Annotated in this window: 13 protein-coding genes; 10 read left to right on the top strand and 3 right to left on the bottom strand. The window is 75.5% G+C overall.

The window, feature by feature from the left end:
* The first annotated feature begins 6 nt into the window (after positions 1–6).
* The 6 genes from IF61_RS0124075 (at position 7) to IF61_RS0124050 (ending at position 7,131) form a co-directional block, all read left to right on the top strand.
* Positions 7–219, top strand: a complete 213-nt coding sequence (locus IF61_RS0124075) for an MbtH family protein (protein WP_030368602.1) — start codon at positions 7–9, stop codon at positions 217–219.
* A gap of 103 nt (positions 220–322) precedes the next feature.
* Positions 323–2,251 carry an ABC transporter ATP-binding protein gene (locus IF61_RS0124070; RefSeq protein WP_052392977.1) on the top strand — a complete coding sequence of 643 codons (1,929 nt, stop codon included), beginning with the start codon at positions 323–325 and terminating at the stop codon, positions 2,249–2,251.
* The gene (locus tag IF61_RS0124065; protein ID WP_030368600.1) at positions 2,244–3,956 is read left to right on the top strand and encodes an ABC transporter ATP-binding protein; all 1,713 of its coding nucleotides are present in this window, start codon (positions 2,244–2,246) and stop codon (positions 3,954–3,956) included. The genes IF61_RS0124070 and IF61_RS0124065 overlap by 8 nt, the downstream gene beginning before the upstream one ends.
* 144 nt (positions 3,957–4,100) lie before the next feature.
* Positions 4,101–4,928: a siderophore-interacting protein gene (locus tag IF61_RS0124060; protein ID WP_030368599.1), complete on the top strand. Its 828-nt coding sequence runs from the start codon at positions 4,101–4,103 to the stop codon at positions 4,926–4,928.
* The gene (locus IF61_RS0124055; RefSeq protein ID WP_397945260.1) at positions 4,925–6,013 is read left to right on the top strand and encodes a FecCD family ABC transporter permease; all 1,089 of its coding nucleotides are present in this window, start codon (positions 4,925–4,927) and stop codon (positions 6,011–6,013) included. The genes IF61_RS0124060 and IF61_RS0124055 overlap by 4 nt, the downstream gene beginning before the upstream one ends.
* Positions 6,010–7,131, top strand: coding sequence for a FecCD family ABC transporter permease (locus IF61_RS0124050; protein WP_030368597.1), 1,122 nt, complete (start codon positions 6,010–6,012; stop codon positions 7,129–7,131). The genes IF61_RS0124055 and IF61_RS0124050 overlap by 4 nt, the downstream gene beginning before the upstream one ends.
* Here IF61_RS0124050 and IF61_RS0124045 read toward each other — a convergent pair.
* On the bottom strand, positions 7,083–7,688 hold the full coding sequence (locus IF61_RS0124045; protein WP_078660444.1) for a GNAT family N-acetyltransferase: 606 nt from the start codon (positions 7,686–7,688) through the stop codon (positions 7,083–7,085). The genes IF61_RS0124050 and IF61_RS0124045 overlap by 49 nt on opposite strands.
* Before the next feature lie 154 nt (positions 7,689–7,842).
* On the opposite strand from IF61_RS0124045, the gene IF61_RS32605 reads away from it, so the two are divergent.
* On the top strand, positions 7,843–8,022 hold the full coding sequence (locus tag IF61_RS32605; protein ID WP_043190420.1) for a hypothetical protein: 180 nt from the start codon (positions 7,843–7,845) through the stop codon (positions 8,020–8,022).
* Between the two features lie 47 nt (positions 8,023–8,069).
* Here the strand turns inward: IF61_RS32605 and IF61_RS0124035 are convergent, their stop codons facing one another.
* Positions 8,070–8,591, bottom strand: a complete 522-nt coding sequence (locus IF61_RS0124035) for a DUF6624 domain-containing protein (protein ID WP_397945271.1) — start codon at positions 8,589–8,591, stop codon at positions 8,070–8,072.
* Positions 8,592–8,811: 220 nt separating this feature from the next.
* Between IF61_RS0124035 and IF61_RS32600 the strand changes: the two genes are divergently transcribed.
* The 3 genes from IF61_RS32600 (at position 8,812) to IF61_RS34485 (ending at position 10,811) form a co-directional block, all read left to right on the top strand.
* Positions 8,812–9,696, top strand: a complete 885-nt coding sequence (locus tag IF61_RS32600) for a DUF2127 domain-containing protein (protein ID WP_052392976.1) — start codon at positions 8,812–8,814, stop codon at positions 9,694–9,696.
* A complete protein-coding gene (locus IF61_RS0124025; protein ID WP_030368593.1) occupies positions 9,693–10,499 on the top strand; it encodes a maleylpyruvate isomerase family mycothiol-dependent enzyme in 807 nt (268 codons plus the stop codon). Before IF61_RS32600 ends, IF61_RS0124025 begins: the two co-directional genes overlap by 4 nt.
* Positions 10,500–10,643: 144 nt before the next feature.
* On the top strand, positions 10,644–10,811 hold the full coding sequence (locus IF61_RS34485; RefSeq protein WP_078660443.1) for a CsbD family protein: 168 nt from the start codon (positions 10,644–10,646) through the stop codon (positions 10,809–10,811).
* A 319-nt stretch (positions 10,812–11,130) separates the two neighbouring features.
* Here the strand turns inward: IF61_RS34485 and IF61_RS0124015 are convergent, their stop codons facing one another.
* The gene (locus IF61_RS0124015; protein WP_030368592.1) at positions 11,131–13,761 is read right to left on the bottom strand and encodes a SpoIIE family protein phosphatase; all 2,631 of its coding nucleotides are present in this window, start codon (positions 13,759–13,761) and stop codon (positions 11,131–11,133) included.
* Between the last annotated feature and the right edge of the window lie 29 nt (positions 13,762–13,790).

Below are 13,790 nucleotides of genomic sequence, written 5' to 3'. Positions count from 1 at the left end.
ATCACCATGAGCAACACCACCAACCCCTTCGAGGACAACGACGCCCGCTACTTCGTCCTCCTCAACGCCGAGAACCAGCACTCGCTGTGGCCCGCCTTCGCCGAAGTCCCCGACGGCTGGACCACCGTCCACGGCGAGGACTCCCTGCAGGGCTGCACCGACTACGTCGACGCCCACTGGACCGACATGCGGCCGGCGAGCCTCGTCGCCCGGTCCTGACCGGACCCCTCCCGAACACCCGCCGCCGCGGGCCCGGACCGGGCACCCGCCCGGTCCGCCCCGCGCGGCCGAGCCGACCTGCTGAGAGCGGATACCTGACGTCGTGAGCACCCAACACGCCAAGCCGGAGCACCACCCCGGCCCCGACGACGGGCCCCCGGGCCCGCCGCCCGCCGAGGACATCCTGGAGGAAGCCGGGGCCGAGGACGCCGCGGAGGCGGCGGAGCCGGGCCCGCGGGATCTCTCGCCCGAGCGGCGCGCGCGGGCCCGCGCCCTGCTGCGCGGCGCCCTGCGGCCGCACTGGGCGACGGTCGGCGCGGCCATGGCCGCCGCCGGCGTCCGGCAGGTCGCCTTCCTCGCCGTGCCGTGGTGCATCCAGAAGGCGCTGGACGACGGCGTCACGGCCAAGGACGGCCACGCGCTGCTGGGGTGGGCGGCCGCCGCGCTCGTCGCCGCCGCCGTCCAGTTCGCCGGGCTGTACGGCTGGCAGTACTGGGCCGGTTCCGCCGACGCCAAGGTGGGCGCTGACCTGCGCTCCCGGCTGCTGCGGCACCTGGCCGGCCTGGACCGCGCCGCGCTCGCCTCACGCGGCCACGGCGACCTGGCCATGCGCGCCGGCCGGGACACCGACCTGGTGCGCGAGTGGGTGCACGGCCTGGCCATCTGGGTCGTGCTGGGCACCACCTTCGTAGGCGTCCTGACCGGCATGGGCGTGCTCGACCTGTCGCTGCTGCTGGTGACGCTGGGGATGCTGCCGTTCCTGGTCTGGGTCAACCTGTACTTCCCGCGCCGCTTCGGCGCGGCCAGCGGCGCGCTGGCCGAGGCGCACGGCGTCCGCGCCGAGGCCGTCGCGGACCTGCTCCAGCTCGGCACCGGCCTCCGCGGCACGGGTGGCCACCGGCCGCTGGTGGACCGGCACGCCGCGGCCAGCGCCGTCGTCACCGACCGGACGGTCAAGGCGGCCCGGATCGAGGCGTCCTGGGCGTCCGTCGCGCCGTTCGTGCCGCGCATGGCCGTGGCGATCGGCGTGGGCGCCGGCGGGCTCGCGGTCCTCGACGGCCGGCTGACCGTCGGCGGCCTGGTCGCCTTCACGTCCTGGATGGCGAGCATCACCCTCGCCACCCGCGTCCTGGTCGACCGGCTCCTCGCCCGCGGGCAGGCCGACGTGGCCGCCGCCCGCATCGACGAGGCGCTGTCCATCGAGGCCGCCGTCACCGACCCCGCCGAGCCGGTCGCCCTCACCGCGGGCGGCGACCTGGAGCTGTCGGGCGTGAGCGCGGTGCGCGACGGCGTGACCGTCCTCGCGCCGCTCGACCTGACCGTCCGTGCGGGCGAGTTCGTCGCGGTCGACGGTGCCACCGGCTCCGGCAAGAGCACGCTGCTGCGGCTGCCCGTCCGGCTCGACGACCCGGACACGGGCACCGTCCGCTACGGCGGCACCGACCTGCGCGACGCCGCCCTCGACGACATCCGCCGGCGGATCGCCTACGTCGCCCAGCGGCCGATGCTGCTGTCCGGAACCGTCGCCGAGAACCTGCGGCTCGGCCGCGACCTGCCCGACGAGGCCCTGCGCGAGGCCTGCCGGACGGCCGGCATCCACGAGCAGATCGCCGCCATGCCCGACGGCTACGACACCGAGCTCGGCGAGAGCGGTACCGCCCTGTCGGGCGGTCAGGTCCAGCGGCTCGCCATCGCCCGGGCGTTGCTCGGCGACCCGGAGGTGCTGATCCTGGACGACTCGACGTCCGCCCTGGACACCACGACGGAGCGGGCGGTCCTGGACCGCCTGCGCACGTGGGCCGCGGGCCGCACGATTGTCTTCGCCACGCACCGCACGGCGGTACTGGAAGCGGCGGACCGCGTGGTGACACTGACGGCCGCGGGGCGCGGGGGTGACACCGGCGATGCCGGCGTCACCGGCAAGGACACCGCCCCGGCCGACGCCGGCTCCGCCGTCTCCGAGGCCGGAGCCGCGCCCGCCCCCGCCCCTGTATCTATCCCCGCTCCCACCCCGGAGGGCCCCCGTGGCTGAGCCGGTCCTGCTCAACGAGCAGCCCGATGAGCGGCGCGTGTTGCGCCGGGCCGCTCCCTACCTGCGCCCGCACCGGCGGGCCCTCGTCGTCGCCGTCGTGGTCGGGCTGGCCGACTCCGCCGCGCTCGTGGCCGTCGCCCCGCTGATCGGGCGGGCGACGGACGCGCTGCTGGCCGACGACCGCGGCGGGCTGCTGGCCGCCGCCGCGGTCCTCGTCCTCCTGGCCGTCCTCCAGCTGGGCCTGGCCCGCGCCGGTGAGCTGCTGCTGGCGAAGGCCGGCGAGAACGTGGTGCGCGGCCTGCGCGAGAAGTGCGTGGAGAACCTGGCGTCGGCGCCGCTGCGGTTCCTGGAGTCGCACCGCACGGGCGACCTGCTGCGCCGTACGACGGGCGAGGTGGCCGCGCTGGCCTCGTTCGTGCGCATGCACCTGCGCAACCTGGTGTCGGCGACGGCGACGCTCCTGTTCACGCTCGTCGTGCTCTTCGGCTACTCGTGGCAGCTCGCGCTGGTGCAGCTCGCCGTGTTCGTGCCGCTGACGCTGCTGGTGATGCGCTGGTTCCAGCGGTCCGCGCCGCGCGCGTTCGGCGGGAAGGCGGCGGCGGAGGCGACGGTCGCGGCGACGTTCACCGAGACGCTGAACGTGCGGGAGGCGCTGCAGAGCGCCCGCGGCCTGCCCGGGTGGCTGCGCCGCTTCGACCGGGAGAACACCGCGGCCGTGGGCGCGGCGCGGCGGGCGGTCCGGGTGGAGAACCGCATCGACCTGGTGGGCCTGATCGAGGGGTTGGCGCTGGTCGTGCTGCTGCTGGTGGGCGGCTGGTCCGTCTCGCGCGGGGCGATGGGCGTCGGCACGGTCGTGGTGTTCGTCCTGGCGAGCCGTAACCTCTTCGACTCGTTCGCGGACATCTCGCAGCTCGTCGGCGAGGTGCAGACGGCGCGTACGGGCCTGGCCCGGCTGCTGGACCTGCTGGCGGCCACCGACCGGGCGGCGGACGAGGAGCCCCGGAAGGGGGGCCCCGCCACAGAGTTGCCCCTGCGCGGAGAACTCGGCTGCGAAGGTCTCGGCTACGCCTACCGCGACGGTACGGAGGTGCTGCGCGGCGTCTCGCTGAGCTTCCCGGTGGGTGACCGCAGCGGCGTGGTCGGCGAGACCGGCTCGGGCAAAACGACGCTGTCGAAGCTGCTGTGCGGCCTCTACGCGCCGGACCGGGGCGTGGTGCGGTTCGCGGGCGTCGACCTGCGGGACATCCCGGAGGCGGAGCTGCGCCGGCGCGTGGTGCTGGTGCCGCAGGAGGTCCGCATGGTGACCGGCACGGTGGCGGCCAACCTGGAGCTGGTGCACAGCGCTCCGGGCCGTGCCGCCATGGAGCGGGCCGTCGCCGAACTGGGCCTGGAGGACTGGCTCCGCGACCTCGGCGGCCTCGACGCCGAGGTGGGCGTGCGCGGCTCCCGGCTGTCGGCGGGGGAGCGGCAGATCGTCGGGCTGCTGCGGGCCGCGCTGGCCGATCCCGCGGTGCTCGTCCTGGACGAGGCGACCGCGGACATCGACCCGGTGACGGCGGGCCGGCTGGAGCACGCGCTGGACGGGATGCGCGGCGACCGCACGATCGTCGTGGTCGCGCACCGGCCGGCGACCATCGCCCGGCTGCCGCGGGTGATCGCGCTGGACGGGGGCCGGGTGGCCGGAACGATGGCCAATACACAATGAGTTAGGTTAGGGTTGCCTAAGTTCGGTTCGGGGCGTGTTCTCCGGCCGTCCACGTGAAGCCCGGTGGCCCCCGCGCGCCCGCGCGGGGGCCACCGCGACGCGGTGCCGGTCCCGCGGCACGCCCCGGCCAGATTGGGATGATCGATGACCATTGAGACGCTCCCGCCGCGCATGCGCATCGTCCGCCACCCCCTCAAATACCGCCTGCTGGAGGTGCGCAGGGTCGACCGCATCACCCCCTCCACGGTCCGGGTGACGTTCGCCGGCCCGGCGCTGGAGGGGTTCTGCGAACAGGCGCCGACCGACCACGTGAAGCTCTGCTTCGCCGAGTCCGGTGCCGAGCTGCCCGTCGAGCCGGTCATCCGCGACGACACCTGGATGGACGCCCCCGTGGAGCCCATCACCCGTGACTACACCGTCCGTCACTACCGCCCCGAAGCGCAGGAGCTGGACGTCGACATGGTCCTGCACGGCGACGGCGTGGGCTCCGCGTGGGCCGCGCGCGCGGAGCCGGGCATGCGGCTGGGCGTCCTCGGCCCGCGCGGCTCCGAGATCCTCCCGATGGTCCACGACTGGTACCTGCTGGCCGCCGAGGAGACCGCCCTGCCCGCGCTCGGCCGCTGGCTGGAGATGCTGCCCGCCGGCGCCCGCGTCCTCGCCTTCGCCGAAGTGCCCGGCCCGGAGGACGAGCAGGAGTTCACCACCGCCGCCGACTGCACCCTGACCTGGCTGCACCGCGGGGACACCCCGCCCGGCACGAGCGACCTGCTGGAGCGGGCCGTCCGCGCCGCCGGACTGCCCGCCGGCGGGCTCGGCTACGCCTGGATCGCCGGCGAGGCCACCACCCTCAAGCCCATCCGCCGCTACCTGCGCCGCGACCTCGGCATGGCCAAGGAGCAGGTGGACATCGACGGTTACTGGAAGCGCGGCGTGGAGAACCACGACCACCACTCGGACGAAGAGCACGCGTGAGCACCACTGCCGCTCCCACCACCACCGACGGCCCCCGCCCCGTGCAGAACGCCGGAGGCGAGGGGCCGCCCCCGGCCCGCCGCGCTCAGCACGCGCGGCGGGCCGCCGGGCTGCTCGCCTGCACCGCCCTCGTCGCCGTCCTCGCCGTGCTGAGCACCGGCATCGGCGCCAAGACGATCCCGCCCGGCGACGTCCTGCACGCCCTCCTGCACCACGACCCCGGCAACGACGACTGGATCGTCGTCCGCACCTCCCGGCTGCCGCGCAGCCTCCTGGCCATCGGCGTCGGCATCGCCCTCGGCCTGTCCGGCGCCCTCATGCAGGCCCTCACGCGCAACCCGCTCGCCGACCCCGGCCTGCTCGGCGTCAACGCCGGCGCCGCGGCCGCCGTCGCGGGCGCCACGGCCCTCCTCGACCTCGGCAGCTTCAACGCCTACGTGTGGTGCGCGCTGCTGGGCGCGGCCGTCGCCGCGGCGGCCGTCCACCTGCTCGGCACCCGCGGCCGGTCCCGGGCCACGCCCGTACGGCTCGCGCTCGCGGGCACGGCCGTCACCGCCGTCCTCACCGCGGTCGTCAACGGCCTGATCCTGCTCGACCCGCTCGCCCTCAACCGCTTCCGGTTCTGGCAGATCGGCACCCTCGGCGCCGCCGACGGCGCCCTCGCCCGCCAGGTGCTGCCGTTCCTGGCCGCCGGCGCCCTGCTGGCCGCCCTGCTGGCCCGGCCGCTCAACGCCCTGGCCCTCGGCGACGACACCGCCCGCGCGCTCGGCGCCCACCCGGGCCGCACGCAGTTCGCGACCATGGCGGCGATCACCCTGCTGTGCGGGGCCGCCACCGCCGCCGTCGGCCCGATCGCCTTCGTCGGCCTGGCCGTTCCGCACGTGGCCCGCCTGATCGCCGGCCCCGACCAGCGGTGGGTCCTGCCCTACAGCGCCGTCCTCGCGGCCGCCCTGCTGCTGGCCTCCGACATCCTCGGCCGCGTCGTGCTGCGCCCGCAGGAGCTGGAGGCCGGCGTCGTCACCGCGTTCCTCGGAGCGCCCCTGTTCATCGCACTCGTCCGCCGCAAGAGGATCAGCGAACTGTGACCAGCCGTACCCCCCTTGCGCGCCCCGGCCGGGCGGAGCGGCCGGCCGGGCCCCCGCGGGCCACGCGCCTGCGCACCCTGCGCCTCGCCCTGCCCGGCCGCCCCGGCCGTCCCGCGCTTTCCCTGCGCTGGGACCCGCGCGCCGCCGCCGTCTGCGCCGCCCTGCTCCTGGCCGCGGCCGCGACCGGCGTGTGGACGCTGACCACCGGCGACTTCCGCATCCCCGCCCCCGACGTCCTGCGCGTCCTCGCCGGCGACGGCAACCCCGCGTACACGTACATCGTCGAAGAGCTGCGGCTGCCCCGGCTGCTGACGGCCCTGCTGACGGGCGCCGCGCTCGGCCTGTCCGGGGCGCTCTTCCAGAGCGTCGCCCGCAACCCCCTCGGCAGCCCCGACGTCATCGGCTTCACCGTCGGCTCCGCCACCGGCGCCCTCGTCGCCGTCCTCGTGCTGAGCGCGGGCGCGGTCTCGGTCGCCGCCGGGTCGGTCGTCGGCTGCGCGGTCACCAGCGCCGCCGTCTATCTGCTCGCGTGGCGGCGCGGCGCATCCGCGTTCCGGCTCGTCCTCGTCGGCATCGGGGTGAGCGCCCTGCTCTCCTCGGCGAACGCCTACCTGATCGCCAAGGCGTCGTTCACCGACGCGCAGAGCGCGCAGGTCTGGCTCACCGGCAGCCTCAACGGCCGCGGCTGGGAGCACGTGTCGACGATGACGGCGGCGCTCGCGGTCCTCGGCCCCGCCGCCCTGTTCCTCGCCCGGCCGCTGCGCATGCTGGAGATGGGCGAGGACACGGCGTCGGCGCTGGGCGTACGGGTCGAGCGGGCCAAGGCCTGGGCGCTCGTCACGGGCGTGGGACTGACCGCGCTCGCCACCGCGGTCGCGGGCCCCGTCCCGTTCGTGGCCCTCGTGGCCCCGCAGGTCGCGCGCCGGCTCACCCGCTCCCCGGGTCCGGGCCTCCTGCCGTCCGCCGCGCTGGGCGCCTTGGTGCTCGCGGTCAGCGACATCACCGCGCAGCGGATGCTGGCCCCCACGCAGCTTCCCGTGGGGGTCCTGACCGGGGTCGTGGGCGGCTGCTACCTGGTGTATGTGCTCGCGCGGCAGTGGCGCGCAGGCCAGGGCTGAACGGGGGCGCTCCCCTCGGAGAGCGCCGCCCCGGGCAGGGGGCGGGCGAAGACGCGGGAGCCGCGGGAGGGATCCAGGGCCGCCACCCACGTGCGCGGTGCCCGCGAGGAGTCGGTCTCGCGGAAGCCGCTGCGGAGGAAGGCCTCGCCGTCGCCGGTCGTCGCCGCGAACACCTCGGTCACCGACCGGTCGGAGGCGTGGAGGAGCAGCGCCGTCAGCAGCCGCGAGCCGACGCCGCGGCGCTGGCGGTCGGGCCGCACGCAGAAGTTGTGCAGCACGCCCGCCGTCCCGGTGGCCGACAGGCGGTCGCCGGGGAAGGCCCGCAGGGCCACGCACCCTTCGAGGGTTCCGTGGGCGTCCTCCGCCACGAAGAACTCGGCGAACCGGGCCGCGTAGACGTGCGGTGTGCGGCGGCGCAGCGCACCGGTCCGCATGAAGGGTTCCGACAGGGCGTGGAGCCCGGGCGCGTCGGCGGCCCGTGCTCTTCGTACGCCGCCCGGCGCCGGGAGGACCGGACGGCCCTCTCCCGTACGGACCGTCAGCGGACCCAGCCTCATAGAGGGCTCCCGGTTCTCACGTTCACCTGCAGAAAGTGAGGTAAGCCTAACCTAACTAAATCTTGGTTTCGGGGGAGGGTGTGGCTGGTTTAGCCGGGAGAAGTCCGGGCACCCGACGGGTTCCAGCCACTCCGACCCTCAGGAGGCACGAACGATGGACCGGGGAAGCAGCAAGCACGGCGCCAAGCGGGACGACGAGCTGAAGAAGGAAGTGGAAGAGCTGACCCGCTCGGGCCGGCCCACCCGGACCGAGGAGTGGCGCGACGCGGAACCCCTGACGCCCGAGGAGCCGGCGGAGGAGCCCGGCACGCAGACGCGCCGGGAGCGCCCGTAGGCGCCACAGGACCTCGGTCACCGCGCAAGCACCGCCCGGCGCGCCGGTCACGAGAACCGGGCGACGTACTCCGCGTACGGCTCGATGCCGGCCTCCGCGCGCAGCTCGTCCACGCGCCCGGGCTCCCGGCAGGGCCACGGCACGGGCGCGCCGTCCTTCACCCCGGCGATCTGCGTGCCGCAGACCTGCTCGTACCCGTCGTTGACCAGCACGCGGTCGCGCAGGAACGCCAGCTCGCGCGCCCCGGCCGCACCCCGCGCCACCGCCTCCTCCAGCAGGCCCAGCGCCCGCCGCTGCACGTCGAGCTGCCGGTCGGCGTGCTGGGCGACCAGCCAGGCGGCGCGGGCCGCGTCCTCGCCGACGAGCTCCGCCGCCGGCCAGCCGAACTCGTCCATGATCCGGGCCAGCCGGTCGCCGTGCCGGGCCGTCAGGCGCCGCCAGGCCAGCTGCTCGGCCGGGTCCTCGCTGTGCGCGCCGGGCGCGGCGCGGTGATCCGCTTCCGCCATGCCGGTGAGCTCCGCCGCCAGTGCGTCCAGAGTTTCCCGCGCGGGCCTGCCGTCGTGTGTCACGTCCACTCCCAAGGTGATGGTGCCGGGGTCCCCACCACCGTAGGGGCGCGGATCGAGACGAAGATCATCCCGGCGGATGGTGACAGGCCCGCCCGGGTACAGGGATACTGAATACACCCCCTGAATCCCGGCCCCGTGCGGCCCGACCGGCCATACTCGTGCCCTGGAGCGGCCCGCACGGCCGCGGCGGCCGAGCCGGTTGCGGAGGGACGGTGGGCGCGTGAGCGACGGGCCGGGACTGACGGCCGCTCCGGGCGCGCGCCCCGAACGCCGCCGCATCCGGTACGAACTCCTCGAATGCGCCCTGCACGGCCACCGCCTGGTCGGCACGGACGCCGCGGCCGTACGCCCCGCCGACGCCCTGCTCGTGCGCGAGGACGCCGGCGGCCTGCGCTGGCACCGGTGCCTGCGCTGCGACGCCTGGCTGGCTCTGCCGCCGCCCGCCCGGCCCGCGCGGGACACGCCCCCGGAGCGTGCGGCCGTCGAGCTGCCCCTGCGCGGCCGCCCGTTGCGCGACCGCTACGTCCTGCGCCTGATCGCCCTCGACCGCATGCTGCACTGCGTGGTCCTGGCCGTGCTCGCCGTCGCCGTCTTCGTCTTCGCCCGCGAGCGGGAGCGGCTCAGGGGCCCCTTCTACCGCTTCGCCGACGCCCTGCAGAACGGCGTCGGCGGCCCCACCGGCGCCCACGGCCGCGGCCTGCTCGGCGAAGCCGAACGGGCCTTCGCCGCCCACGGCCGCACCCTGTGGGTCATCGGCGCCGTCGTCGCCGCGTACGCGGTCCTCGAAGGCGTGGAGGCCGTCGGCCTGTGGCGGGCGCGCCGGTGGGCCGAGTACCTCACCTTCGTCGCGACGTCCGTGCTCCTCGTCCCCGAGGTCTACGAACTCACCGGCCACGTCAGCGCCTTGAAGGTCCTCACCCTCGTCATCAACCTCGCCGTCGTGGTGTACCTGCTCGTCGCCAAGCGCCTGTTCGGGCTGCGCGGGGGCGGCCGGGCCGAGGCCGACGTCCGCGCGCACGACAGCGGCTGGGAGGCCCTGGAACGGGTCCACCCCGGCCCCGGCGGCGGCAGCGCTCCGGCGCCGGACCGTACCGTGGCCCCATGAGTACCCTGAGCTTCGACCGCTGCTGCGCCGAAATCACCGCGCAGACCGATCTGTTGAGGTCGCACGTCAAGGGCGCCGACATGCGGGCCCGCGTGCCCTCCTGCCCCGGCTGGAACCTCGGCCAGCTGCTGCGCCACATCGGCGGCACCCACCGCTGGGCCGAGGAGACCGTCCGCACCAGGGCCACCGGGCCCGTCGCCGACGACCCCGTCAGCGACGCCGCCCTCGCCCGTTACACCGACGAGGACGGCGCCTTCCTCGACGCGTGGCTCGCCGAGGGTGCCGCCCGGCTGTCCGGGACGCTGCGCGCGGCCGGCCCCGGTGCGGAGGTCTGGTCGCCCTCCGAGGAGCGCTCAGCGGCCTTCTGGGCCCGCCGCATGACGCACGAGACGGCCGTCCACCGGGCCGACGCCGCGCTGACCGCCCGCGCGGACTACCGGCTGGACGAGGAGGTCGCCCTCGACGCGCTCGACGAATGGATGACGTTCGCCTCGTACGCCGAGGCCGCCGAGACCCCGCCGGGCGGCCCCGCCCTGCTCGGGCCCGGCCGCACGCTCCACTTCCACGCCACCGGCCCCGCGGGCACGACCGCGGGGGAGTGGCTGGTCGACCTCACCGGCGACACCGCTCGCTGGAGCCGCGCCCACGCCAAGGCCTCCGTCGCCGTGTGCGGCTCGCCGACCGACCTCGTGCTGTTCGTCTACCGGCGCCCCACGCCCAGCGGCACCGGCGGCGTCGAGATCCTCGGCGACGAGCCCCTGCTCGACCTGTGGCTGGAGCGCTCGGGGTTCTGGCTGAAGTGAGGGGCTCCGTACGGGCGGGGGCCGGACGGCGGCACCGCCTGTACTGCGCGCGGGTCCGGCTCTGCGGTTGCGGGCCCGGGGCACCGGCCGGAGGGTGGATTCCGGCAGAACCCCCTTTATCGCACACGCAAGGGAGTCCCCGACATGGGCAAGGGCAAAGCGAAGGCGAAGCAGGTCAAGGGCAAGCTCAAGGAGACCGCCGGCAGGGCGGCCGACGACAAGCGGTTGGAGGCGGAGGGCCGGGCCGAGAAGCTGACGGGCAAGGTGCAGGAGTCCGCCGAGAAGGCCAAGAAGTCGCTGGGCGGGCGATAGCCCCCCCTCGCGCCAGGCCGGCGCCGGGCCCCGTGCAGGGGCCCGGCGCCGGCCTCGCTGCGTCCGCGGGCGCAGCCCTCGGCGCGCGCAACATCCAACTCGCCCCAGGCCTACGGAACTTGGGTTCACCGCATTCCCCGATCGGCTGAACCCGGCCCCCCGCCGCGCATGCCCCGCCCGCCGGGGGTAGTCACGACGCCATGTGGAAGCGATTCTGTGTCCGTGTGTCCGGCGTCGTGGCCGGAGTGTTCCTCGCCTTCTTCCCCGCGGGGACGGCCCACCCGGTCGAACCCGCCCGGGCCGGCCTGTTCCCGCCGCATCACGGCAACGGCTGTTCCGCCCAGATGACCTTGCCCTCCGGGGTGTACCGCGTGCCCCACCGCTCCGCCAGCTGAGCGACGAGGAACAGGCCCCGGCCGCCCTCGTCCTCCGCCGCGGCGTAGCGCAGGTGCGGCGACGTGCTGCTGCCGTCGGCGACCTCGCAGATCAGGGCGCGGTCGCGCAGCAGGCGGACGCGGACCGGCCCCGAGGCGTGGCGGATGGCGTTGGTGATGAGCTCGCTGAGGATCAGCTCGGTGGTGAACGCGGCCTCGTCCATGCCCCAGTCGGACAGCTGCTGCGTGACGTCGGCGCGGGCGCGCGAGACGACCGCGGGGTCGGAGGGCAGCTCCCACTCGGCCGACCGGTCGGCCGGGAGGCGGCAGGTGCGGGCGACGAGGAGGGCGATGTCGTCCCGCTGCCGGGCCGGCAGCAGCGCGCTGATCACCGCGTCGCAGGTCTCCTCGGGCGTCCGGCCGGGACGGGCCAGCGTGTCGCGGAGGATCGCGAGGCCGGCGTCGATGTCCCGCTTGCGGTCCTCGACGAGGCCGTCGGTGTAGAGCGCGAGGCTGCTGCCCTCGGCCAGCTGCAGTTCCCCGGCCTCGAAGGGCAGCCCGCCGAGGCCGAGCGGCGGCCCGGCGGGGAGCTCGGGGAACTCGACCGAGCCGTCGGGGTGCACGAGCGCCGGCAGGGGGTGCCCGGCCCGGGCCATGGCGCACACGCCCGTGGCCGGGTCGTAGATCGCGTACAGGCAGGTGGCGCCGGCGATCGGGGCCTCCTCGTCCAGGCCCGCGGATTCCTGGTCGATGCGGCCGACGAGCTCGTCGAGGTGCCCGAGGAGCTCGTCCGGCGGCAGGTCCAGGGAGGAGAAGTTCTGCACGGCCGTACGGAGCCGGCCCATCGTGGCGGCGGCGTGCAGGCCGTGGCCGACGACGTCGCCGACGACCATGGCGACGCGCGCCCCGGGCAGCGGGATGACGTCGAACCAGTCGCCGCCCACCCCCGCCTGGGCCGGCAGGTAGCGGTAGGCGATGTCGAGGGCGTTCTGCTCGGGCAGGCCGCGCGGCAGCAGGCTGTGCTGCAGCGTGACCGCCATGGCGTGCTCGCGCGTGAAGCGCCGGGCGTTGTCGATGCACACCGCGGCCCGCGCCGCCAGCTCCTCGGCCAGGGACAGGTCGTCCTCCTCGAAGGTGTCGCTGCTCTGCGCCCGCCAGAAGTTGGCGATGCCCATCAGCACGCCGCGCGCCTTGAGCGGCACGGTGATCAGGGAGTGGAAGCCGTAGTCCAGTATTTCCTGCGTCCGCTCGACGTCCTGGGTGCGCCAGCCCGCGGACGCCGCGAGGTCCGGCACGAGGATGGCCTTCCCGCTGACGAAGCCGGTGGCCTGGGGCGTGGGCGCGGCGAACCGGTGCACCTCGCCCGCCCGGTACAGCGGGTGGTCGTCGGGGGTGCCGCTGAGTGCCACGCGGCGCAGCTCGGGCGCCTCGCTGCCCGCCCCCAGCATGCGGGGCTCGTCGCCGCGCAGGACGGGCTCGGCGAGGTCGACGGTGGCGTAGTCGGCGAACCGGGGGGAGGACACCTGGGTGAGCTCCTCGGCGGTGCGCTGGACGTCGAGCGTCGTGCCGATGGCCACGCTCGCGTCGTACAGCAGCTTGAGCCGTTCGCGGGCCGCCTCGGCCCGTCCCGCGAGCGCGCGCAGTTCGGTGGAGTCGCGCAGGGTGGCCACGCTGCCGGGCGGGCCGCCCCGGCGGTCCGTGGGCCGGTTGTTCACCGCGAGCAGCCGGTCCCCGACGGGCAGCACCTCGTCGTTGGCGACGCGCCGGGACGCCAGCAGCTCCGCCATCCGGGGGTCGATGCCGAGCCCGGTGACCGGCCGCCCCTCCACGTCCGGCGGCAGGTCCAGGAGCCGGCGCGCCTCGTCGTTGGCGAGCAGGACCCGGCCGTCGCCGCCGACGATGACGACGCCCTCCCGCACCGCGTGCAGGACCGCGTCGTGGTGTTCGTACATCCGGGTCATCTCGGACGGGCCGAGGCCGTGCGTCTGGCGGCGCAGCCGCCTGCTGACGAGGGCCGCGCCGCCCGTGGCCAGGGCGAGCGCGGCACCGCCGGCGGCGAGGACGAGCGGCAGCTGCCGGTCGACGGCGCTGCTCACCGAGCTGACCTTCAGCCCGGACGAGACGAGGCCGACGACGTTGCCGTGGTCGTCCTCCACGGGGACCACGGCCTGCACCTCCTCGCCGAGGGGGCCGTGGACGCTCTCGATGGTGACGTGCCCGGCCTGCGAGGGCGCGATGGTGCCGATGAACTGCTTGCCGATGAGCTCGGGCCGGGGGTGGGTGTACCGCACCCCGTTCCGGTCGGTCACGACGATGAAGTCGACGCCCGCCTCCTTGCGGGCGGCCTCCGTCAGCGGCTGGAGCACCTTGCTGGGGTCCGGGCCGCGCAGCGTGTCGACCAGGCCGGGGCTGTGGGCGAACGTCTGTGCGGCGGCGAGCGATCGGTCGCGCGCCGCCTGGAACCTGTCACTCCGCGCCTGGAGCACCAGCGTGACCACCGCGGCGACGACGAGCAGCAGGACGATCAGCAGCTGCAGCAGGAACATCTGACCGGCGACACTGCGGCTGCGCGCCATCGACCGGAGACCTCCGGCCGACGGCACCC

The sequence above is a fragment of the Streptomyces roseoverticillatus genome, assembly GCF_000719265.1.
Classification (GTDB): Bacteria; Actinomycetota; Actinomycetes; order Streptomycetales; family Streptomycetaceae; genus Streptomyces; species Streptomyces roseoverticillatus.
This window is presented reverse-complemented; position numbering and strand designations above follow the sequence as displayed.

Excerpts from the sequence above, each read along its gene's own strand:
- IF61_RS0124075 (WP_030368602.1), top strand. The coding sequence starts at position 7 with ATGAGCAACACCACCAACCCCTTCGAGGACAACGACGCCCGCTACTTC.
- IF61_RS0124025 (WP_030368593.1), top strand. The coding sequence starts at position 9,693 with ATGAGTACCCTGAGCTTCGACCGCTGCTGCGCCGAAATCACCGCGCAG.
- IF61_RS0124015 (WP_030368592.1), bottom strand. The coding sequence starts at position 13,761 with ATGGCGCGCAGCCGCAGTGTCGCCGGTCAGATGTTCCTGCTGCAGCTG.
- IF61_RS0124045 (WP_078660444.1), bottom strand. The coding sequence starts at position 7,688 with ATGAGGCTGGGTCCGCTGACGGTCCGTACGGGAGAGGGCCGTCCGGTC.
- IF61_RS0124060 (WP_030368599.1), top strand. The coding sequence starts at position 4,101 with ATGACCATTGAGACGCTCCCGCCGCGCATGCGCATCGTCCGCCACCCC.
- IF61_RS34485 (WP_078660443.1), top strand. The coding sequence starts at position 10,644 with ATGGGCAAGGGCAAAGCGAAGGCGAAGCAGGTCAAGGGCAAGCTCAAG.
- IF61_RS32605 (WP_043190420.1), top strand. The coding sequence starts at position 7,843 with ATGGACCGGGGAAGCAGCAAGCACGGCGCCAAGCGGGACGACGAGCTG.